Source organism: Mucilaginibacter sp. UR6-11 (assembly GCF_020880695.1).
Lineage (GTDB): Bacteria > Bacteroidota > Bacteroidia > Sphingobacteriales > Sphingobacteriaceae > Mucilaginibacter.
In genome coordinates this window covers 1-23,149 of the sequence record NZ_JAJIWO010000009.1, presented here as the reverse complement: position 1 = coordinate 23,149, position 23,149 = coordinate 1, and the positions used below count along the sequence as shown (strand labels likewise).

Below are 23,149 nucleotides of genomic sequence, written 5' to 3'. Positions count from 1 at the left end.
TCTGACTCATAACCCACCACCCACAACTCAAAACTATTTCTTAACAGCCCAGCCGTCCTTCAGCGTTACCGTACGGTTAAACACCAGCTTCTCATTGGTTGATGATTTATCCAGCGTAAAATAGCCTTTACGGATAAACTGGTAGCCCTTGCCGGCAACAGCGTTGGCCAGATCGGCCTCGATATAGGCATTTGGTAAGATGGTTAAACTATCCGGGTTAAGGTATTCTTTGAAGTCGCCCTCCTCGTTTGACGGGTCCTCAACTTTAAATAAACGATCATATAAACGCACCTCGGCAGTTTTGGCGTGCGGTACGCTCACCCAGTGGATGGTACCCTTCACATTAATACCGCTGGTATCATGGCCCGATTTTGATTCGGGGATATAGGTGCAGTATATTTCTGTTACGTTGCCGTCGGCATCCTTTTTAAAGTCCTCGCATTTAACAATGTAAGCGTTCTTTAGCCGGACACTCAGGCCAACGCCTAACCGGAAGAATTTCTTCGGCGGCTCTTCCATAAAATCTTCGCGCTCTATCCATAGCTCATTGCTGAACGGGATATCGCGGCCACCATCGCCGCCTTCAACCTCGGGGTTGTTCTCGCCGTGCAGGGTTTCTGTTTTACCTTCGGGATAATTGGTGATGATCATTTTAATGGGATCCAATACGGCCATACGGCGCCAGGCGGTTTTGTTCAGGTCCTCGCGGATACAGAACTCCAGCAGGCTAAAGTCGATCATGTTCTCGCGTTTGGCGACACCAATACGCTCGCAAAACTCGCGGATGGACGCGGCGGTATAACCCCTGCGGCGCAAACCGCTGATGGTTGACATCCGCGGATCGTCCCAACCCTCCACGTGGTTTTCGGCCACCAGTTGCATCAGCTTGCGTTTGCTCATTACCGTGTAGGTCATGTTCAGGCGCGCAAACTCGTATTGTTTGGATGGGAACAGGTTCAGTTCTTCAATAAACAGGTCATATAATGGCCTGTGCGAGACAAACTCCAGCGTACAGATAGAATGTGTTATCTCTTCGATAGCGTCGCTCTGTCCGTGCGCAAAATCGTACATCGGGTAAATGCACCAGGCATCGCCGGTACGGTGGTGATGCGCATGTTTTATCCGGTAGATCAACGGATCGCGCAGCAACATATTTGGTGATGCCAGGTCTATTTTGGCACGCAGTACTTTGTCGCCGTCCTGGTATTTGCCGGCTTTCATATCGGCAAACAACTGCAGGTTTTCTTCAACACTGCGGCTGCGGTATTCGTTTGGTGTACCCGGTTCGGTTGGCGTGCCTTTTTGCTCGGCTATCTCCTCGGCGCTGCTATCGTCAACATAGGCCAGCCCTTTTTTGATCAGGGTAACCGCGAATTCATAGAGCTTATCAAAATAGTCAGACGCGTACAATTCCTCGGCCCAGTCAAAGCCCAGCCATTTTACATCTTCTTTTATACTGTCAACGTATTCGGTTTCTTCCTTGGTGGGGTTGGTATCGTCAAAACGCAGGTTGGTTTTGCCATTGTATTTTTTTGCCAGCCCAAAATTTAAGCAGATAGACTTGGCATGCCCTATGTGCAAATAACCATTGGGTTCGGGCGGGAAACGGGTTAATACCCGGCCGCCGTGCTTGCCCTCGGCTATATCCTGCTCAACTATCTCTTCAATAAAATTTAATGATCTCTCTTCGCTCATAGTGAGGCAAAAGTATGATTTTTAAGCGAAAGGATAAAGCCCTTCCGCCAAACTGACGGAGCGGGCTGAGTGTGGCTAAACCCTGCGTTAATCCGGTAAAAAGTTTGAGGAGCGAGTAATCATATCGTGATTTCATTTCGAAACGCAGTGAGAAATCTTAAACGTCAGGGTTAGTCGCACGTATAAGATTTCTCACTCGTACCTCGTATCGAAATGACAAATTAGAAGTTTGCGGCAAATTCCTTAGCAAAATCTTCCAGCTTTATTTTACCTAAAACTGGTTTATGCACCAGGTAATCTTCCCACAAAATTCCGGTGCGTGCGGCTGCGCCCATTTCGGTGTAGTTGGTGGCTATTTCTTCGGGCAGGCCTGCGCCAATTGCGCCGGCGGTATTATCGGCGTCGTTAAATTCTACCCACGGCAGTTCGGGTTTGCCAATGGCGGCGCCTAAAGCTCTGGCTACTTCGCCGGCGGTTTTTTCGTCGCTGGCTACGTAGCGTACGCTTTTGCCGGTAAAATTGCTTTGCAGTTCTTCGGCAACTGCTTGTGCAATATCGTTAGGATGTACTAAAACCATATTGGTATCCGCACCAAAATTACTGCCTATGATGCCGGCATGTTTGATCATATCAACATTGGCATAAAAGTTAATGTAGAAAAAAGCGGCGCGCAGGTGTTTCACCGCCACGCCGTCCAACGCGTTTAAAATATTTTCAACCCGGTGGCTGCCGGTGATGGGGCCGGTACCGTCTTCTAAATGCGCGCCGATGCTGCTTAAGTTTACCACCTTAGTTACACCCGCCGCAGTGATGGCGTCAGCATAATTCTGGCCGATACCCGCTATCCAGTTTTTCCATTCGGCAGCGCCAAAGTTTGGCGGCACCATGGTGTAAACTGCGTCGGCACCTTTAAAGGCGCTGGTTAAAAAAGACACGTCGGTAATTTCGCCAATGGCAGGAATGGCGCCTAACGCTTTTATTTCTTGGGCGCGATCTGCATTGCTGCTGATAACGGTTACCTGGTGGCCCGCTTTTACTAAAATTTCGGTCAGTGGTTTGCTAATGTGGCCTAATGACCCGGTGATTGTTATGTTCATGATTTATATTTTTTTATTTGACAGGACAAAGGTATATTTGTACTTACTTTTCTACAAGTACTTACCCCAAAGTATGTATAAACTATGACCGCGATAAAAGAAAGCTCGACCCAAAACATGAACAAGAGCATTGCCGAAATGCATTGCCCGGTTACCTATGTAATGAACCGCATTGGCGGCCACTGGAAACCCATTATCATGTACCAGCTTAAAGATGGCCCGAGGCGCTACAGCGAAATTAAACGCGCCATCCCCACTGTTACCGAGAAAATGCTGATCCAGCATTTGAAGCAATTGGAAGCAGATAACCTCCTCATCCGCAAAGCTGAGCCTGTTGTACCGCCTTTTGTTACCTACAAGCTAAGTTCATCCGGCGAGGCGTTGATGCCGGTGATGACTGCAATGGTGGAATGGGCCATTAAGTATAGTAAAGTATTGGCGAAGAAGTTTGAGTTGGAAGAGATGGAGACGGTGTAATTTTACAGCAATAAGAATTATCTAGTATGTTCCCTTGGTAAATGTAAGCGGCTAGCAGCTTACCATGTTAATCAATGATAAACTTATAGGTCGGATCAATATTAGGCCTTATTTGTTCATCAATTTTCCTCCTTCATAACATTTTCCTTACAAAGCTTCTTTCACACATAAACAGTATAAATAAGCGTTGATGGGTTACAGCGCATTTATTATATTTACCGCCCGTATAAACCCCGTAATATTATGTTTAGCAATAAACCCATATTTAAAATATCCGCTATATTACTGCTTCTTATTGCCGTATGCTGTTACTCGTTTATTGGCGATGATCCCAAAAAACCTGATGAAAGCCGCTTTACGGCGGTGGCGTTAACCCGCCCCGGCGATCTGGACGAGCCCAATACATTCGAGGTACTGAACGACGGACGCGTATTGATCAGCGAGCGTAAAGGCGCTATCAAGCTATTTGATCCGGTTACCAACATGACCAAAACGGTTGCTACGCTGCCCGTTAATACCAAATACACCAGCAAAACCGGTAAGGTTACCGAAGCCGAAGAAGGCTTGATGGGGCTGACTGTAGACCCGGATTTTGACAAGAACCATTTCATCTATACATTTTATGCGCCCATAACCGAGAAAAAATGGATGCTTACGCGCTGGAAATTCGAGAATGACGCCCTGGTTGCCGGCTCAGAAAAAGTATTATTGGAGTTTGCCACTCAACGCGAAGTTTGCTGCCATACCGGCGGTGGCATGACCTGGGATACCAAACATGATCTTTATTTAACCGTGGGTAATAACACAGCATCATTGCTGTCTCCGTCAACCGATGAAACGCCCGGTAAAGAGAGCCGCGACGACCAGCGTGGAACAGCTAATACCAATAGCTATATCGGTAAAATATTACGTATCCATCCGGAAGCGAACGGAACTTATACCATCCCGGAAGGAAACCTGTTCCCGAAGGGAACACCAAAAACGTTGCCCGAAATTTATACCATGGGCCACCGTAACCCTTGGCGCCCATCTATCGACAGCAAAACAGGCTGGTTATATTGGGGAGATATAGGCCCGGATGCAACCGAAGATACCGAGGTTAGCCCTAAAGGCTATGACGAGTTGAACCAGGCCCGTAAAGCCGGATTTTTTGGCTGGCCGTATTTTATCGGGCCCAATGTACCGGTACCACCTTTTAATTATGTCGATGGCGAGTCGGCTCCTAAAAAAGACCCGCTTAAACCTACCAATACATCGGTTAACAATACCGGTTTAAAAGAATTGCCACCGCTGCAGCCGGCATTTATTTATTATCCTTACGGGCCTTCGGCCGAGTTTCCGCTGGTGGGTACCGGCAGCCGCAGTTCGGTTGGCGGGCCTATTTATCATCGTTCTGACCGCCCTAAAGCTAAGCGCCCCTGGCCCGCTTATTATGAAGGCAAATGGCTGGCTACTGACCTGGCCCGAGGCTGGATCATGGCTATCAGCATGAAAGCAAACGGTGATTATGCAGGCATGGAGCAGTTTTTACCCAGCTATCACCCTATTGAGCCCATTGACCTTAAGTTTGGTCCTGACGGTGACCTGTATGTGTTAGAATATGGCAGCGTTTGGTTTGGCAAAAGCGATAACGCCAAGCTGGTACGTATTGAATATAACGCCGGCAACCGTAAACCAACCGTAATGGCAACCACCAATAAACAAGGCGGTACCGTTCCGTTAAAAATAACCCTGTCCTCGGCCGGCACATTTGATGCCGACGGCGACGCGTTAAAATATAGCTGGAAAGTAACATCACCAGGCGCACAGCCCAAATTATACCCAACCGCTAATCCTGCCATTACCTTAACCAAAGCGGGTGTTTATATGGCTACGTTAACAGTGACTGACGCGAAAGGCGCAAAAAACAGCAAGTCGGTAAAGATTATCGCGGGTAACGAGGCCCCCGAGGTAAAAATAGACTTAAGTGGTAACCATTCTTTTTATTTTAATGATAAACCGATTAATTACTCGGTAAGCGTAACTGATAAGGAAGATGGCAGCCTGGCATCAGGAGGCATTACTCCGGCACAGGTGTCGATGAGCATCAATTATACCTCCGAAGGATTTGACTATGTACAGGTTGCGCAGGAGCAAAGCAGTGTTGACGCGTCTACCCAGTTTGCCGTGGGCCGTGCATTAATAGGTAACGCCGATTGTAAAAACTGCCATAGCGTAAACGCGGTAAACGTTGCGCCAAGTTTTACGGATATCGCCAACAAATACAAGGGCAACGATGTAGAAATTGAGCGCCTGGCACATGTTATCCGCGGCGGCGGCAGCGGCCACTGGAACAGGCAAATTGCTATGCCCGCCCACCCCGGCATAACGCTTAATGACGCGCGCACCATTGTTAATTACATTATGAACGTAACCAACAATAATATTAACACCATGCCGGTAAAAGGCACTTATACACCTAAAGTACCTGCGGAAGATAATGGTAACGGCACGTACATCATCCGTGCGGCTTATACCGATAAGGGCAATAAAAATATCCCTAAGCAAACTACTGTAGCTACCATATTCCTACATAATCCGCTGGTATTGGCCTCTAATGCTTCGGTTATTAAAAACGCGTTTATTAAAGTTAATAACCTGGATGGATCAACCAATGTTATTGGCCGTCAAAACGGTTATGTAGTGTTTAAAAAGCTGGACCTTACCGACATCAAACAACTTGAACTGTCAGCCTATGCAACCGCGCTGGAGAATAACCCGGGCGGCACCATCGAAGTGCATTTAGATGCGCCGACAGGCGCTTTACTGGGGCAGGCCGGATTTGAGCAAACTCCTGTAAAACCCAAAACGCAAAACTGGGTAAAAACAGATATCAAGGCAACCTCAGGCATGCATGATGTTTACTTTGTGTTTAAAAATGATAAAGCTAAACCTATTGATCCGTTAATAATATTTAACTCGGTTAAGTTTGAGGAATAAGACTCTTCGACCTCCTCTCGTTTGAAGAGGACTTAAAATCAGAAAGGCCACCCAATGGGTGGCCTTTCTGATTTATATCTATTGTCAGATCAAGCCATCGTAATTTATTTAACCCGTTTCAAGACCCCGGTAAAGTTCATGCCCTGAAAAACTACGGTAACATTCATTTTATCGCCGTCTATTTTACCTTTTACAGATGATACGGCAAAACCATTATACGTGAATGGTTTAAAGACAATATCATTACCGGTGATAACGCCATTCTTTAACGGAATATCGCCTACCTCGGTATTAACTACGCCATTTACTGTCCCTTTATCTTCCTTCATATTTACGGTAACGTCATATAATAGCGCTATCGTTCCTGACCATTTTCCGCTTGCGCCCTCGGCATAGCATATCGCGGTAGCAATAAAAACTGCCAGCACTGATAAAAAGATCCACTTCTTCATTTTTACACTTTTTTCAATAATAGACAAATTTAAGGGCTCACAGTTTAATGTATTCAAATTTTTATACAACGTAAATCAAAAAAGTGTATTTTTAATTTATTATGAGATCATCACAAAACCGCCGATCAGCTATCAAAAATATCATAGCCGGAACTGGGGCAGTAGCTGCCGCCGGCACACTTTCTGCATTTACGTCGCCGGCAACAGCCAAGCCGGAGCCTTATAAACTTAAAGGTAATATCAATCACTCGGTATGCCGCTGGTGCTTTGGCAATATTGACCTGGATACCCTTTGCGGCGCGGCCGCAGGTATGGGCATGAAAGCAATTGACCTGATAGGCCCTGAAGAATGGCCCATCGCTAAAAAGCATGGACTGTACTCGTCTATGTGTAACGGACCAGGTGTGGCTATCCCCAATGGCTGGAACGATTTGAAAAAGCATGACAGCCTGGTAGCCAGCTACAGCGACCTGATACCAAAGGTGGCCGCTGCCGGATATAAGAACCTGATTTGCTTTAGCGGTAACCGCGAAGGCAAGGATGATGTTACCGGCCTTGAAAACTGCGTAACCGGACTTAAAAAAGTATTGCCGCTGGCCGAAAAGCATGGCGTAATACTTTGCATGGAGTTATTAAACAGCAAGGTAAACCATCATGATTACCAATGCGACCGCACACCGTGGGGCGTAGAGTTATGTAAAAAATTAGGCTCAGAAAACTTTAAACTGTTGTATGATATTTACCATATGCAGATTGATGAGGGCGATGTGATTGCCACTATAAGGGCTAATCATCAATACCTGGCGCATTACCACGTAGCGGGTGTACCGGGCAGGCACGAACCTAATGACACACAGGAACTTTATTATCCTGCCATTATCAAAGCTATAAAAGACACCGGCTTTACCGGCTATATAGCGCAGGAGTACCTGCCGATAGTAAATGACCAGGACGCACAGATAGCTTCTTTAAAAGCGTCTATGTTAATTTGTGATATATAATCAGCCGAAAATTACCGGCATAAAAAAAGCCTCTTCAAAATTGAAGAGGCTTTTTTTATGCTAATAGTTATATTATTTAACAGGAGCCTGTTTTAATGTTATTTTTATTGGTGTTGTACCAAATGTAGTAGTTAACACCAGTTTTCCGTCAGCAATAACGCCTTTATAAACTACCGGTTTACCATTAAATGTAGTGGTGAATGAAATGTTATCACCATCAACTTTACCATCAGTAATGATGTTTTTACCCATTTGTGCTGCCACAAAAGGAGTGTAACCTGCTTCGTCCGGATTTTCAGATTTTGGATTATTATCCACTAAAGCAAAAACTCCGGTCAATTTGGTTCCTTCGGTTTTTAGGGTTAGTGATATGTTATATTGCCCCTCAACAAGACCCTTCCAAACGCCGTCAACACTGGCTGCCAAACATACAGTAACTACAGTAAGCGCTAATACGGCTGATAATAGTATCTTTTTCATTTTTTCTATTTAGTTTTTATTTAGTTTTTAATCAATTGCAAATATTATTAAAATATCGGAAACTTACTGTAACAGTTTCGTTTTAAAACTGTAACGTCTGCGTTTCCCTGCTGGCGGATATTTCGGCTTCAATAACAACCTTACCTGGTAAAGCGCCATTTTCATCAAAAATAACCACCGTGTTTTCCCCGGTTTTTAGCCAGCACCCGGGTATATACATCCCGTTTACTTTTATTTTCTCCGGATATCTGCCCAGGTTATGCCCGTTAACCCATACCGAACCCGCACTCAGGCTGCTTGTATTAACGCGCCATATGGTGTTTGAGTATCCGGAAGCCGAAAGGTTTAATGCAGCGCGATAAAATTGGGGCCGGTTTAAAGCTTTACCGGGCAGGCCGCGCCAAATATCGCCGCCAGCCGGCTCTCCTTTGGCGGGAACCCGCCCAGAGTTGTGGGGTTGTAGCGCGTTAGTGAACCTGATAACACACCCTTCTCCCCGCTCAGCTTGCGAGTCGCACGGGCCGCCGCGCATTTTCCAGTTTTCAACTTTTATTATGGGCCCGCTTCCGTCTGCTTTCTGCAAAGTCACAGCGCCTGATATTCCTTTAACATCCAGTGTATCTATCCGTCCAATTTTAAATATCAGCTTATTTCGCCCAATGTGCGATGTAAACAAGGCGATGGTATGGGTTGCACCCGCTTTTAAATTAAGGGGTATCTTGTTTTGAAATATTACCGACGTATCTGCGCGGTTGCCATCCAAAAACAGGGCACCGTTTTCGGGGGCATGCGTTAATGTCAAAATATAACTTCCCGTCACAGCTACTTTTATTTTAGTCCGATACCAGGCATAGGCCGTAACGTCACCATCGGCGCCCATTTGAAGCGGATCTTTACTTTGCAGCCATTTACGATCATCGTACGGGGGAAACGCCGGCGACGATGCATCTTTTACCTGCCACGGGCCGGGGTTAATGGTAACCTTCCGCTTTATCATTTTTACCGGTGCAGCGAGTTTCATAACCGAACCAACCGGCTTAAATATCCATGTAGGATAAGCGTTGTGAACCAGCCATGGCTTTTCTGTAGTTAAACTTAATTTATTGTTTTTACTGATCAGATCAGCGGCGTACTCCGGGCCGATGATAATATGATTTTGTCCGTTTACTTCGGCAAACCAGGTGCGCGCTGCCAGTTGATCGTTGACAACAAGAATCCTCACCCGCCGGTTATCTGCGGAAAAAGAATATTCTGCCGGAGCATTGGCGGCAACTATGGCATTAAATGTAATTAACCCCGGGCCGCGCGGCACCCTGAAATTTTGTTGTGTGGTTGCAACTTTACTTTTGCCGCCAGTAAAGAAATACAACTTCGCTTCTGACCCTGCCGGGCCGCTTAATACCAGTGTTGTGGTGTTTCCCTGCGGGATACAGCCATAAATCCGTACCGGCGCCCATAGTAGTTTTATGGTATTTGTGATTTGGTAGTTTTGCACAACCGGTGTAATCTCGCCGGGAGCTAACGTAATGGTCCCGGTAGCCACGAGGCCCATATTTGCCGGTGGCTTAAAATCAAATTGCCTGGCCACCGTATCCTGATTATCCAAAAATGCGACAGATCCCGCAGGGCCCTTACGTACCGTAACCTTTATCATGGTATCGGTTACCGTCGGCAGGTCGTCTTTTGAATCGAGGCTATTCTCTAAAATATCCTGGAAACTTTGTGCAAACCAATTGGCCCGTTTAAAGGCATAATAGATGGGCCGCAGGTCGCCGGTTTGGCCAACGGCAGCGCCATAATCATAAGAGGCAGCATTTTCGCGATCATTATTATAATCAAAATTTGAGCCGCCGTGAGCCATATAGACATTATAACCATTGCCGCCGTGAGCAAGGATCTTCCAGGTACGCCGGTCATATAGTGTCGAGTCTAAATCCTGTGGGCCGTAGTTTAAAAACCATACCCCCCAATACTCGGGGCAAAACCACGGGTTGGGCCGTGCAGGGTCATCCAAACTGGTAAAATCTCCGGATGGGTCATTGCCCGAATGCAGCCCGCTAAAAAAATAGGGGACCTGCAAACCCAATGAAACGGTTTTATCTTTTAAATGCTTAAAGTATGTATTGGGGACTACCGTCCCCCAGCCCGCGCGATGCTCGTTTTCAAGCTGCACCATAATAACGGAGCCCCCGTGATTGACCTGATTTTGCGATACGATAGGCATTAGTTTATCAAAAAAATGGTCGACAGCTGCTATAAACTGCGGGTTATCCTCGCGTACCCGCAAACCCGGCTTAAATTTTAGCCAGATTGGATAGCCCCCCATGTTCCACTCGCCGCAATAGTAGGGGCCAACGCGTACAATGGCATACAGGCCCATGCTTTTAATCAGTTTTAAGTAGGCATCAAGATCATGGTCGCCGGTAAAATTGAATTGACCTTCTGTGGCTTCGTGGAAATTCCAGAAGGTGTACATTTCAATGGTATTAAACCCGGCACGCTTAAGGCGCAACAGGCGGTCATGCCATAAGGCACGCGGCACACGGGCGTATTCCATCCCGGCCGAGGCAATGAAAACACGTTTGCCATTTATTAAGAACCCACGTGCATCATAATCAATATAGGGCCTTGCAATAGCTGCTGACGGAAAAATATGGTCGTTGCGGGTTGGTGTACCGGTGCCCGGCTGGGCATTGGCATTGATGGTTACTATGGTAAATAATAGGGCAAATAAGAAACTCCGCATAAATAATATATTTCTTTTCTGAGGATAGAAACCTAAAATCGTCGCGCTATTTTGCCAGCGAGTATGTTTCATTTAGTTTCACGCTTTTATTCATTTCCTCATTTATAACGGGCGCAATTTAGTACTTTCTTAAAAACAAAAAGGAGGCAACCTGTAAACAAGCGCCTCCTTTTTATATTAATAATATTAAAAAGCGGTTTATTAAACTCCGCTAAGCTTCCATGGTTGTCTGTACTCGCGTTTAACAAACTGGTTAACTTCATCAACGTTGGTAACCTTAAGGTTAGCAGCATCATAAATAAGATTGATGTAACGTGCAGGATAAGTAGTACGTTCATGACTAGCACCGTCTTTACCGACAACTTCTGAAACCCTTGGTAAGTTTACACCTCTGATAGCCAGGTTACACATTAACATTGCTTCTGTTAACAGTGCAGCTTCCTCAAACGGCGAGCTGGTTTGCATGTTGCCATAACCTGCCAAACAAGCTTCAACCCATTGTGCGTAGTGGTTCTCATCCTTAACACGTTCAATTTTTTGCGGCACATTAACTTCGTCCATTCTTGACACAGGCAATAAACGTGCACGTGATGCATAGCAACCTGCAGTCATTTTACCTTTGGTACCGATAAACAGCATACCACCGTCGCCTTCACCCCAATGCTCAGAAGGATCTAATTCTTCCGGACGCGGAGGTATAATACCACCATCCATCCAATGCACCTTAACAGGCCCGCTGGTTTTAGGAGTTTTAGGGAAAGTCATTACGGTATAGCTTGATGCCGGACCGGTTTCAAGTGAACCACCTGCACCAACACTTGTTTGCACTGATGATACATAAGTTAAACCTAAAACTTTCATTGGGCCGTGCAGGATGTGTGCACCCATATCGCCTAATACACCGGTTCCGTAATCCCACCAGCCTCTCCAGTTAAATGGCAATACTTTAACGCCACCCGGTTGATCTGTGCCGATTGGGAAAGGTTTTGCTTTAGCAGTACCTTGCCATAAATCCCAGTTAAGGGTACTGGGTGGCGTAGCTGTTTCTTTAGGCCATCTTAAGCCCTGAGGGGTATTAGCACCGTATGAGCCCTGAGGCCATACCGGGCGGTTTGTCCAGCAATAAACTTCGGTAACATCACCAATAACACCGGCATCATACCACTCCATCATCTGGCGTACACCATTGCTTGACGAACCCTGGTTGCCCATTTGGGTTTGTACTTTATGTTTTTTGCCCAAGTTGGCCATCATACGGGCTTCGTACACGTCATGTGCCATTGGTTTTTGAACGTAAACGTGTTTTTTTAGCTGCATTGCTGCTGTAGCCACTACAGCGTGGGTATGATCTGGTGTAGCACAATGTACAGCGTCAAAGTTTTTATGCTCTTTATCAAGCATTTCTCTCCAATCTACATACTTTTTAGCATCAGGATATGCATTGTACACATGCGCAGCGTAATCCTGATCAACATCACATAAAAATGCAGGCTTAGCCTTACCGCTTCTAACAAATTCTGCATTATCGCTGGTACCTTTACCCCCTAATCCAATACTGGCGTAATACAGGGTGTCACTTGGCGCTCTGTAGCCTTTACCCAGTACAAAACGAGGTACTATGGTAAATCCGGCAGCAGCAAGGGCACTCTGCTTCACAAAATCCCTGCGTGAAGGAGCGTTTCCCTTTTCTTCATTTTCTTTCATGTTATTAGTTTTAATAGTTGGTTTTATGTTGTATTAAATGTTTAAAATCAAAGCCGTAACCATCAAATAATTAATGCGGCAGGTTTTCGTACTGTTTTTATTGGTTTATCCCTGCAATGATATAACAACGACTATCGAAAGGTTGAAATTATAAAATTAAATACGAATTATTAAAAAAAACGCCTTATAAAACGTAACATTTTTAATATACAATCGGCAACAAGTATATACAAGCGGCTAATGTTTAAACGCGCATCTTCAAAATGCTGTTCTTACAAAAAGCTAAAATCGCGGGCATAGGTTAACAAAATGTACATTTTTTGTAATTTTTTTATGAAAAGACTGACTAATTACCCGGTTTTTTAAGTTTCCGGGCGTGTCTATTCTACACTAAAGCTGCGGTTTTAGTTATAAAAGGGCAATTAGTCTACTACGCCCGCAGATTTAATATTAAAATACCTTATATATTGAGCAAAGATTGTTATATATTACAAAATACATATTACTTTTGCCGTCCATACAGTTATGAACGAAACATCTCCACAACTTAAAGTTCTTTCTATTGATATAGGCGGATCGCACATTAAAGCAACAGTTTTAGATCAAAACGGTGAACTGTTAATGGATTATAATAAAGTGGAGACCCCGCAGCCGGCTAACCCTGACAATATAGTTAAAGCCATTAAAAAACTGGCGAAACCATTAACCGGCTATAATAAGATCTCGGTAGGATTCCCCGGCTATGTACGCGACAGTATCGTAAAAACTGCGCCCAACTTAGATAACGAAGCCTGGGCCAATTACAACCTGGGCAAAAAGCTGGAAGAAGAACTAGGGTACCCTGCACGCGTAGTAAATGATGCAGATATGCAGGGCCTTGGCGTAGTAAGTGGCAAGGGACTGGAACTGGTGCTTACCTTAGGTACCGGCTTTGGCACAGCGTTATTATTAGATGGTAAACTACTGCCGCATTTGGAGATAGGCCAGAGCCCCATCACCAGGCATAACAGCTATGATGCCTACATAGGCGATAAAGCATTTGACCTGGAAGGTAAAAAGAAGTGGAACATCCGAATGGAAAAAGTTTTAAAAGTTTTAAAAACACTGTTCAATTACGACTATTTATATATAGGTGGCGGCAATGCGCGCGAGCTTACTTTTAAGCTGGACAAAAACGTGAAACTGGTAACCAACCAAGACGGCATAAAAGGCGGGGCAAGACTATGGGCGGATGAAAAAACGCCTACACCGGTAGTGCCATCATCAACAATTAAGTAAATTACAACACACCATACAAAAAAAGAGGAAATGGATTCAAAAAGTAAAAACATCGAGGAATTAGCAATTGACACAGTAAGGATATTGTCGGCAGATGCCGTACAAAAAGCTAACTCGGGCCACCCGGGCACTGCTATGGCGCTTGCGCCTGTGGGCCACGTACTTTGGAAGGAATTTATCAATTTTAATCCTAAGAACCCTGATTGGGCCAACCGCGACAGGTTTATCCTTTCTGCAGGTCACGCCTGTATTTTACAATACAGCTTTTTACACCTTTTGGGTTATGACCTGTCTTTAGATGATATCAAAAATTTCCGTCAGCTGCATAGCAAAACCGCGGGCCACCCCGAGTATGGTTTGTGCCCGGGTATTGACGTTACTACCGGCCCGCTGGGCCAGGGCTTTGCCAATGGTGTAGGTTTTGCTATCGGCCAGAAACACTTAGCGGGCCGTTATAACAAGCCCGGCTTTAACCTGTTTGATTATCACATTTATGCTATTTGCAGCGATGGCGATATGATGGAAGGTGTTACTTCGGAAGCTGCTTCATTAGCAGGCCACCTTGAGTTGGGTAACATCATTTATTTATATGATGATAACAAGATCTCTATCGAAGGCAGCACAGATATCGCGTTTAACGAGGATGTCGACGCGCGTTTCCGTTCATACGGCTGGCATGTACAGTCGGTTGCTGACGCTAACGATATCGCTGGTTTACAACAGGCTTTAGTTAACGCAAAAGCCGAAACTCAAAAACCATCCATGATCCGTGTGCGTTCATTAATAGCTTACGGCAGCCCTAATAAATCAGGCACCGCAGGTTCGCACGGATCACCGCTTGGCGCTGACGAAATAAAACTGGTTAAAAAATTCTTTGGCTTTGACGAGGATAAATCATTTAACATACCTGCCGAAGTTGAGAAATACTACCACGAAATTGGCGCACGCGGTATTGAAACCGAGAAAAAATGGAACGAACTGTTTGCGAAATACAAGGCTGAATTCCCTGAACTGGCTGCCGAATATCTGGCCGCCGCTCAAGACGAACTACCAAAAGGCTGGTTAGCTAAAATACCGGTATTTAAAGGCTCTGACCCTAAAATGGCTACCCGCCAGGCATCGGGTAAGGTATTAAACGCCATTGCAGGCAGTTTCCCTAACTTAATTGGCGGCGCGGCAGATTTGGCCCCGTCAACAGAAACAACCTTAAAAGAATCTAACTCATTTTCATCAGAGAACCGTAACGGACGCAACTTCCACTTCGGTATCCGCGAGCATGCAATGGGCTCTGCCTTAAATGGCATGGCTTTAACCAAAGGCATTAAGCCTTTTGGTGCAACGTTCCTGATGTTCTCAGAATATATGCGCCCGCCTATCCGCCTGGCGGCCATTATGAAAATAAGCCCGATCTTTGTTTATACCCACGATAGTATAGGTTTAGGCGAGGATGGCACAACCCACCAGCCTATCGAGCAATTGATCTCTTTACGGTCGATCCCAAATATCACGGTTATCCGCCCGGCTGATGCCAACGAAACGGCACACGCATGGCGCGTAGCAATCGAGAAAAAAGGCGGGCCAACTGTATTGGTATTTACCCGCCAGGGCTTACCTATTATTGATCAGGAAAAATATGCTACTGCTGATAACCTGGAAAAAGGCGCTTATATCCTTTCAGACTCAGACAAAACACCTGAAGTTATTTTAATGGCAACAGGATCAGAAGTGGCTTTGATCATGGACGCGCAGGCTAAACTGAAAGAAGAAGGTATTGCTGCACGTGTGGTAAGTATGCCATCATGGGAGCTGTTTGAAAAACAAGATGCGGCTTACAAAGAGAAAGTATTCCCTAAAACCATTAAAAAACGTTTAGCTGTTGAAATGGCATCGCCACTGGGCTGGCATAAATATGTTACCGACGAAGGTGACACTTTATGTATGACCACATTTGGCGAATCGGCCCCGGCGGAAGAGCTGTATAAATTCTTTGGCTTTACAGTTGATAACGTAGTTAAGAAGGCGAAAGCGCTTTTAAAATAGTAATGAGCATTGAGTGGTGAGTTTTGAGTATTATGCTCACCACTCACCACTCATCACTCACAACTCATCACTATGACTTGGAATAGCGACATCATCAAAAACCTAAGCTGGGCAGGCACTATAACAAATAGAGCAGGCAAGCAAAAGGTGGCTGATCAAATTGTTGCCAAAATAAAAGACGGGGATGTAATTGGGGTTGGGTCAGGTAGTACCGTGTTCTTAACCCTTTTTGCTATTGCCGAACGGGTAAAAGCCGAAAAGCTTAATATCCTTGCAATACCAACCTCTATTGAAATTTCAATGGCCTGCAGTAAGCTTGGCATCCCCTTAACCAGCTTGTATGAGCATAAGCCCAACTGGTGCTTTGACGGCGCCGACGAGGTAGACCCCGCTCATAACCTGATCAAGGGCCGGGGCGGCGCCTTATTTAAAGAGAAGCTGTTAATCAGCAGCAGCCCTTTAAACTATATCATTGTTGACGACACCAAGCTGGTTGAAAAACTGGGCTCGAAGTTCCCGGTTCCGGTTGAGGTTTTTCCTTCAGCATTGTTGCATGTGGAAGAACAGCTTAATGCATTAGGCACAAACAATATTGTGCTTAGGTTGGCGGGCGGAAAAGACGGGCCGGTTATTACCGAAAATGGCAACCTGTTGCTCGATGTCCGTTTTGATGATATTGACAGCGGGCTTGAGCTAAAATTAAAGGCTATTACCGGAGTTATTGAAAGCGGCCTGTTCATAAATTATAACATAGAAGTTTTGGTGGCGGCAAATGAATAGTAATATTGCATGACAATACACTTAATTGGTGGTACACTTATTGACGCCTAAAGACAACCAACTTACCATAAAACAGAAATTGATATTAAAATAAAGTATAATGGAAACTAATAAAGTAAAACAAATACACAGCTTTGGCCAAAGCATCTGGCTTGATTTTATTGACCGCGCATTTATCGGCAATGGCAAATTAAAAGCTCTAATTGACGATGACGGCATCAGAGGTGTAACTTCAAACCCGGCTATTTTTGAAAAAGCGATCAGCAGCAGCGATATGTATGATGCGGATATTAAAGCTTTATCTGACGGTAAAAAAACCACCGAAGAAGTATTTTTTGGCTTAGCTATTAAAGATATCCAGGATGCTTGCGATTTGTTTAAAGATCTTTACAATGAAGGCGAAGTAAAAGGCGCCGATGGTTATGTAAGTTTAGAGGTTTCTCCATTCTTAGCTTTAAAAGGTGCCGAAACTTTTGAACAGGCTAAATTGCTTTGGAAACTGGTTGACCGCGAAAATGTAATGATCAAGATCCCGGGTACACAACCTGGTTTAGATGCTATCCGCAAATCTATCGCGCAGGGCATCAACATCAACGTCACGTTATTATTTGGCTTGCCGCGTTACGAAGAAGTTGCTTTGGCATACATTGCAGGTTTGGAAGATCACCTGGCAGCAGGTCATGATATCGCACATATCTCATCTGTAGCCAGCTTCTTTTTAAGCCGTATTGATGTATTGATCGACCCGATACTAGACGAAAAAGGCTTGGGCGAGTATAAAGGCGAAGTTGCTATTGCATCTGCCAAAAAAGCCTACGAAATCTACAAAAGAGTATTCAGCGGTGAGCGTTGGGAGAAATTGGCTGCCAAAGGTGCAAAACCACAGCGTTTGCTTTGGGCAAGTACCAGCAGCAAGAACCCTGCATTTAAAGACACCAAATATGTTGAAGCTTTAATTGGCCCGGATACTGTTGATACCGTTCCGTTAGAAACTATTGAGGCTTTCCGTGATCATGGCGTTGCTGCAAATACTTTAGAGCAAGGCCTGGATAAAGCTACGGAGGTTTTAGATAAAGTTAAAGCTGCCGGTATTGATCTGGATGCGTTAACGCAACAATTAGAAGATGAAGGCATTGAGAAATTTAATGCGCCTTTTGAAAAATTGCTAAAAGCTATCGAAGCAAACAAAGGCAAATAATTCAGGATGGAAGCTAACAACCTGAAGATCCTTTTCTTTGACATCGGCGGGGTAATACTAACCAACGGCTGGGGGCATGAGTCGCGTAAGCTGGCTGCCGAAAAATTCGGGCTTGATTATGCCGAGGTGAACGCCCTGCATACCTTCATTTTCAACGTTTATGAAACCGGGGGCGTTACGCTGGATGAATACCTGGACACGGTTATTTTTAACCATCCGCGCGATTTTGCAAGAGAGGATTTTAAAGAGTTTGTTTACAGGCAGTCGGTTGAGCTGCCCACCCTTCAATGGTTAAAAGAGTGGAAGAAAGATTGCGGTTTCCGCATCATCTCCATCAACAACGAGGGCAAGGAGCTTAATGATTACCGGGTTAAGAAGTTTAAGCTGCATGATTTTTTTGACGCATTTGTGTCGTCGTGCGAGGTTAAGCTGCGCAAACCCGATCCAAATATCTGGAAACTGGCCATGGGCATTGCACAGGTGCAACCTAATCAATGTGTTTATTTTGACGACCGGATCATGTTTGTCAACGCAGCACAGCGGCTGGGTATAAAGTCTTTTTTACACACCGACCTGGAATCGACCCAAAAAATATTACAACAATTAAAAGAGGAAAATCACAACAAATAATATGAGCACACCAACTAAATATGATTTCGGTATGATCGGCCTGGGTACCATGGGCCGCAACCTGTTACTAAACATGGGCGACCATGGTGTAAAAGGCGCCGGATTTGATAAGGACGCCAGCAAAGGCGCATTATTAGAGCAAGAAAGCACAAACGGAAACCTGAAGGGCTTTAATGATGTAAAGGAATTTGTATCAAGCCTAAACAGCCCCCGGGCTATCATGATGTTGGTGCCTGCCGGTAAAATTGTTGATGACGTTATTGAAGAGCTTTTACCATTACTGGATAAAGGCGACCTGATCATTGACGGTGGTAACTCGTACTTTGCTGATACCAACCGCCGGGTTGAATACCTGGAAGGTAAAGGCATACACTTCTTTGGCATGGGGGTATCCGGTGGCGAAGAAGGTGCCCGCCGCGGCCCGAGCATGATGCCGGGCGGCGATAAAGATGCGTACAACGTAATGAAGCCTATCCTGGAATCGATAGCGGCCAAGGTTGATGGCGTGCCATGTGTTACCTATATAGGCCCCGGTGCGTCAGGCCATTTTGTTAAAATGGTGCATAACGGTATCGAGTACGGCGTAATGCAACTATTGGCAGAGACCTATGAGATCCTGAAAAAAGGTTTAGGATTGGATAACGCAGCCATTGGTAAGATCTTTACCGAGTGGAACGAGGGCCGCCTTAAATCATTCCTGATGGAAGTGACCCGCGATATTTTTCAATACAAAGCACCGGGTACCGACCATTTATTATTAGATGATATTAAAGACGAGGCCCGTGCAAAAGGTACCGGTAAATGGACATCACAGGTGGCTATGGACCTGCAGGCCCCTATCCCTACAATTGATACATCAGTATCAATGCGCGACCTGTCAAAATACAAGGACCTGCGTGTTAAGGCCGAAGGCATATACGGTGGTGTTGAGGGTAAATTAAATGTTGATACCGATGCGTTCATCAAATCATTGGAGGAAGCGTTTTATTTCAACATGATCATTACCTATTCGCAGGGTATCCACATGTTATCAAGGGCATCTACCGAATTTAAATATGATTTGAAACTGGATGAGATTGCTAAAATATGGAGGGGCGGCTGTATTATCCGTTCTATATTCCTGAATGATATTTACAACGCCTTCCAGGCTAACCCTAATTTGGCGCACCTGTTATTAGACACTGGTGTAGCTAACGAAGTGAAAAGCGCTGTAAATGGTGCACGTACTGTTGTATCGGCTGTTACTGCTGCAGGTATAGCTGCTCCATGCTATGCAGAGTCTTTAAGTTATTTTGACGCTTTCCGCAGTGGCCGCATGCCGTCAAACCTGATACAGGCGCAACGCGATTATTTTGGGGCTCATACGTATGAGCTGATCGGTAAAGAAGGCACTTTCCACACCCAATGGGTAGCTAAAAATTAATATAAAACAGAAGTATAGCATATACATATTATGTCAACAATAAAATCAGAGCCAACCATATTTATCATATTTGGCGGCACAGGCGACTTAAACGCGCGCAAACTTGCGCCGGCGTTATATAACCTATTCCTTGACGGATATTTGCCGAAACAATTCTCGATCATCGGCACCGGCCGCACCAAGTTAACCGACGAGCAGTTCAGAAAAAATCTGAACGAGGATATCAACAATTTCTCGCGAAGCGGGAAAACCGAAAAAGATAAATGGGCCGAGTTTGAAAAGAACATTTTTTACCAGGTATCAGACGCTAAAGATGCCGAAACTTATAAAGAGTTTGGCAAACGCATAGAAGCACATAACGCCGAGTGGAAAACCCGTGCCAATGTTATTTATTACTTAGCGGTATCGCCGTCATTCTTCCCGATCATCACATCCAATTTGGCCAAGGCTAAACTGACAACCGATGTAGAGAAGACACGTATTGTAATTGAAAAACCATTTGGCCATGATCTGGAATCAGCCAGGGAATTAAATAAATTACTGGCCGGTCTTTTCAACGAAAAGCAGATCTATCATATTGACCATTACCTGGGTAAAGAAACGGTACAAAATATTATGGCCTTCCGTTTTGCCAACTCTATTTTAGAGCCGATATGGAACCGTAATTATATTGAGCACGTACAAATCTCGGTTACTGAACAATTGGGTGTTGAGGACCGTGGCGATTATTACGACGGATCAGGCGCCATGCGCGATATGATCCAGAACCACCTGTTGCAGTTATTGTGCCTGGTGGCCATGGAAACTCCGGTTAGTTTTAACGCCGACGAGATCCGCAACCGCAAAGTTGATGTATTACATGCCATGCGCAGGTTTTCGCCTGAGGACGTACGTATGTCGGCCGTAAGGGGCCAATACGCGAAGGGATGGATGGAAGGCAAGGAAGTACCGGGCTACCGCGAAGAGCCTAAGGTTGACCCTAACTCAAACACCGAAACTTTTGCTGCTATAAAATTCTTTGTTGATAACTGGCGCTGGCAGGGCGTACCATTTTATGTGCGTACCGGTAAGAGATTACACCAATCATCATCAGTAATATCCATACAGTTTAAAGACGTACCGCATAAAATATTCCCTACCGAAGCAGCCGAAAGCTGGCAACAAAACAGGCTGATCATCAGCATTCAGCCGGAAATGAGTATCCGTTTACAGGTACAGGCCAAACGCCCGGGACTGGATATGATCTTAAATACTGTAGATATGGTGTTTGATTATAAAGGCACCTATACCAACCAGGCACCCGAAGCTTATGAGACTTTATTACTGGATACCATGCTGGGCGATCAAACCCTGTTTATGCGTGGTGACCAGATAGAAGCTGCCTGGGACCTGATCATGCCGATACTAAGCACCTGGACAAACAAGAAAAGCTTAAATTTCCCTAACTATTCGGCCGACGCATGGGGCCCTGAAAGCGCCGAGGCATTAATTGCCCGTGATGGTTTTAACTGGTTCTCTTTACCGTTGAAGAATACGAAGAAGTAAAAAAGCCTTTAACCCATGAACTTAAATATATTCAACACCCCCGATGAAGTAGTTGATGCTTTAGCACAATACTTCGTAAAAACAGCAAATGAAAGCATTGCTGCAGGCGGCAAATTCTCAGTGGCGTTATCCGGCGGCAGTTCACCAAAAAAATTGTATGAGCTGCTAGCGTCAACCACTTATGCCGATAGTGTAGACTGGACCAAGGTTTATTTCTTTTTTGGCGATGAGCGCAACGTACCGCAAAACGACCCGGAAAGCAATTACCTGATGGCTAAAAAAGCTTTGTTTGAGCCTTTATATATTGATGCTGCAAACATTTTCGCGGTTGATACAACGCTTACACCAAACGAGGCCGCCCAAAAATATGCCGAGCAAATAGCTGAGTTTTTTGATGACGACGAAATGAGCTTTGACCTGGTACTGTTAGGTTTGGGCGATGATGCGCATACTGCGTCTTTGTTCCCTCATACCGAGGTGCTGCATGATGTTACCCCCTCTGTTAAGGCGCCATTTTTGCCGGCTAAACAGATCTACCGCATTACCCTAAACGCGCCTTTAATTAATGAGGCTAAAAATATAGCCTTCCTGGTTTATGGCGAAAGTAAAGCTGTTGCGGTGCATCATGTGCTGGAAGACGAAGAAGATATTGAGAATTATCCGGCCCAGCTGATTGACTCAATCACCGGCGAAGTACATTGGTTTTTAGATGAAGCCGCTGCTGCTGATCTGGAAGAACAATATTAAGAATACTACCAAACAGTAACAACACAGGGTCTCCAGATGGGGACCCTGTGTTGTTTAAGGAAATTTTTTCTGACGTGTAATTGAATTGGGCTAATCAACAGGAATCCCTATCTTTAAGTTCCTAAATTACATGAGTCATGAAATGCATTTGCGTTATTTTGCTGGTTTTTACCGGTTTATTCCCTGTGGCTGCTTTCGCTCAGGTTCCTGCCAAAAGCGGTTCATTTTCCGATATCAGTTTTATTGAGGGCCACTGGAAAGCAACTACCGCCGAGGGTCGCGTGATAGAGGCGGTTTGGCTGGCGCCTGCCGGCGATAACATACTCGGTTTTATGCGCATGATGAACGGTGATAAGGCCGACCTGTACGAGATCTTAGCTTATGAACAAACCGACCAGGGGCTGACATCATTGGTAAAACATTTTAAACCCGGCCTGTTAGGACAGGAGGAAAAAGATAGCCCCAACCGTTACCTGTTTGTAGAGGCAAGTAAAGACCGCGCGGTATTCCAAAATGTAAACGGCGACCTGCGTATCTTGTATGAAAAGCGCTCATCCAGCCGGTTTGCGATAGCCCGCGGCAGCAAGGAGAATGGCCAGTGGGTTTTTAAGGACCTGTTTGTGTTTAATAAGGTAAAATAGCTCATCGGATATAAAGGATTTGTATTTCCCGTCCTGGACTTGGTTCTGTTTATTATTTGAAATACTTTTAAATCGAGCATATCAGAATAGAAATAATCAGTCTGGTGCAATAGAGTAAACAACCCCCACCTAAGGTGGGGGCTTTATTCTAACCTCTGAAAGAGGTATTCGTCAAAACAACTTCAAATCAGTCGAGCCATCTTCTTTTCGTTCTTCCTGCTCCTGATACTTCACAT

At 45.1% G+C, this 23,149-nt stretch carries 18 protein-coding genes; 12 read left to right on the top strand and 6 right to left on the bottom strand.

Annotated elements, in window-relative coordinates; genetic code table 11:
• Positions 1-33: 33 nt before the first annotated feature.
• Together LJ658_RS17610 and LJ658_RS17605 are read right to left on the bottom strand one after the other, a co-directional pair.
• A complete protein-coding gene (locus LJ658_RS17610) occupies positions 34-1,695 on the bottom strand; it encodes a glutamine--tRNA ligase/YqeY domain fusion protein (RefSeq protein ID WP_230547860.1) in 1,662 nt (553 codons plus the stop codon).
• Positions 1,696-1,916: 221 nt separating this feature from the next.
• On the bottom strand, positions 1,917-2,792 hold the full coding sequence (locus tag LJ658_RS17605) for an NmrA family NAD(P)-binding protein (protein WP_230547859.1): 876 nt from the start codon (positions 2,790-2,792) through the stop codon (positions 1,917-1,919).
• An 84-nt stretch (positions 2,793-2,876) separates the two neighbouring features.
• Between LJ658_RS17605 and LJ658_RS17600 the strand changes: the two genes are divergently transcribed.
• Positions 2,877-3,269 (top strand): helix-turn-helix domain-containing protein, encoded by a 393-nt coding sequence (locus LJ658_RS17600; RefSeq protein WP_230547858.1) that lies wholly within the window; start codon positions 2,877-2,879, stop codon positions 3,267-3,269.
• A gap of 243 nt (positions 3,270-3,512) precedes the next feature.
• Positions 3,513-6,248: a PQQ-dependent sugar dehydrogenase gene (locus LJ658_RS17595; RefSeq protein ID WP_230547857.1), complete on the top strand. Its 2,736-nt coding sequence runs from the start codon at positions 3,513-3,515 to the stop codon at positions 6,246-6,248.
• A gap of 104 nt (positions 6,249-6,352) precedes the next feature.
• On the opposite strand, the gene LJ658_RS17590 is transcribed toward LJ658_RS17595, so the two are convergent.
• Positions 6,353-6,700 (bottom strand): hypothetical protein, encoded by a 348-nt coding sequence (locus tag LJ658_RS17590; protein ID WP_230547856.1) that lies wholly within the window; start codon positions 6,698-6,700, stop codon positions 6,353-6,355.
• Positions 6,701-6,801: 101 nt separating this feature from the next.
• Here LJ658_RS17590 and LJ658_RS17585 point away from each other — a divergent pair, with 101 nt between their 5' ends.
• Positions 6,802-7,701 carry a hydroxypyruvate isomerase family protein gene (locus LJ658_RS17585; protein WP_230547855.1) on the top strand — a complete coding sequence of 300 codons (900 nt, stop codon included), beginning with the start codon at positions 6,802-6,804 and terminating at the stop codon, positions 7,699-7,701.
• Between the two features lie 72 nt (positions 7,702-7,773).
• Here LJ658_RS17585 and LJ658_RS17580 read toward each other — a convergent pair whose 3' ends face one another.
• The 3 genes from LJ658_RS17580 to LJ658_RS17570 all read right to left on the bottom strand — a co-directional run bounded on the left by LJ658_RS17580 (position 7,774) and on the right by LJ658_RS17570 (position 12,631).
• Positions 7,774-8,181: a hypothetical protein gene (locus tag LJ658_RS17580; protein WP_230547854.1), complete on the bottom strand. Its 408-nt coding sequence runs from the start codon at positions 8,179-8,181 to the stop codon at positions 7,774-7,776.
• A gap of 82 nt (positions 8,182-8,263) precedes the next feature.
• Complete coding sequence (locus LJ658_RS17575) at positions 8,264-10,999, bottom strand: beta-galactosidase (protein ID WP_230547853.1); 2,736 nt, start codon at positions 10,997-10,999, stop codon at positions 8,264-8,266.
• Between the two features lie 129 nt (positions 11,000-11,128).
• Positions 11,129-12,631: a Gfo/Idh/MocA family protein gene (locus tag LJ658_RS17570; RefSeq protein ID WP_230547852.1), complete on the bottom strand. Its 1,503-nt coding sequence runs from the start codon at positions 12,629-12,631 to the stop codon at positions 11,129-11,131.
• A gap of 525 nt (positions 12,632-13,156) precedes the next feature.
• Between LJ658_RS17570 and LJ658_RS17565 the strand changes: the two genes are divergently transcribed.
• The 9 genes from LJ658_RS17565 to LJ658_RS17525 all read left to right on the top strand — a co-directional run bounded on the left by LJ658_RS17565 (position 13,157) and on the right by LJ658_RS17525 (position 22,913).
• Positions 13,157-13,909: an ROK family protein gene (locus tag LJ658_RS17565; RefSeq protein WP_230547851.1), complete on the top strand. Its 753-nt coding sequence runs from the start codon at positions 13,157-13,159 to the stop codon at positions 13,907-13,909.
• 30 nt (positions 13,910-13,939) lie between these two features.
• Positions 13,940-15,949, top strand: a complete 2,010-nt coding sequence (gene tkt / locus LJ658_RS17560; protein ID WP_230547850.1) for a transketolase — start codon at positions 13,940-13,942, stop codon at positions 15,947-15,949.
• A gap of 72 nt (positions 15,950-16,021) precedes the next feature.
• Complete coding sequence (gene rpiA / locus LJ658_RS17555; RefSeq protein WP_230547849.1) at positions 16,022-16,729, top strand: ribose 5-phosphate isomerase A; 708 nt, start codon at positions 16,022-16,024, stop codon at positions 16,727-16,729.
• Positions 16,730-16,829: 100 nt separating this feature from the next.
• Positions 16,830-17,927: a transaldolase gene (gene tal, locus LJ658_RS17550; RefSeq protein ID WP_230547848.1), complete on the top strand. Its 1,098-nt coding sequence runs from the start codon at positions 16,830-16,832 to the stop codon at positions 17,925-17,927.
• A 6-nt stretch (positions 17,928-17,933) separates the two neighbouring features.
• Entirely contained in the window at positions 17,934-18,557 is a 624-nt protein-coding gene (locus LJ658_RS17545) for an HAD family hydrolase (RefSeq protein WP_230547847.1), read from the top strand.
• Between the two features lies 1 nt (position 18,558).
• On the top strand, positions 18,559-19,980 hold the full coding sequence (gene gndA, locus LJ658_RS17540; RefSeq protein WP_230547846.1) for an NADP-dependent phosphogluconate dehydrogenase: 1,422 nt from the start codon (positions 18,559-18,561) through the stop codon (positions 19,978-19,980).
• A gap of 30 nt (positions 19,981-20,010) precedes the next feature.
• Positions 20,011-21,525: a glucose-6-phosphate dehydrogenase gene (gene zwf, locus LJ658_RS17535; RefSeq protein ID WP_230547845.1), complete on the top strand. Its 1,515-nt coding sequence runs from the start codon at positions 20,011-20,013 to the stop codon at positions 21,523-21,525.
• Positions 21,526-21,540: 15 nt separating this feature from the next.
• On the top strand, positions 21,541-22,272 hold the full coding sequence (gene pgl / locus LJ658_RS17530; RefSeq protein WP_230547844.1) for a 6-phosphogluconolactonase: 732 nt from the start codon (positions 21,541-21,543) through the stop codon (positions 22,270-22,272).
• Positions 22,273-22,409: 137 nt separating this feature from the next.
• Positions 22,410-22,913, top strand: a complete 504-nt coding sequence (locus LJ658_RS17525) for a DUF6265 family protein (protein WP_230547843.1) — start codon at positions 22,410-22,412, stop codon at positions 22,911-22,913.
• Positions 22,914-23,149: the final 236 nt, after the last annotated feature.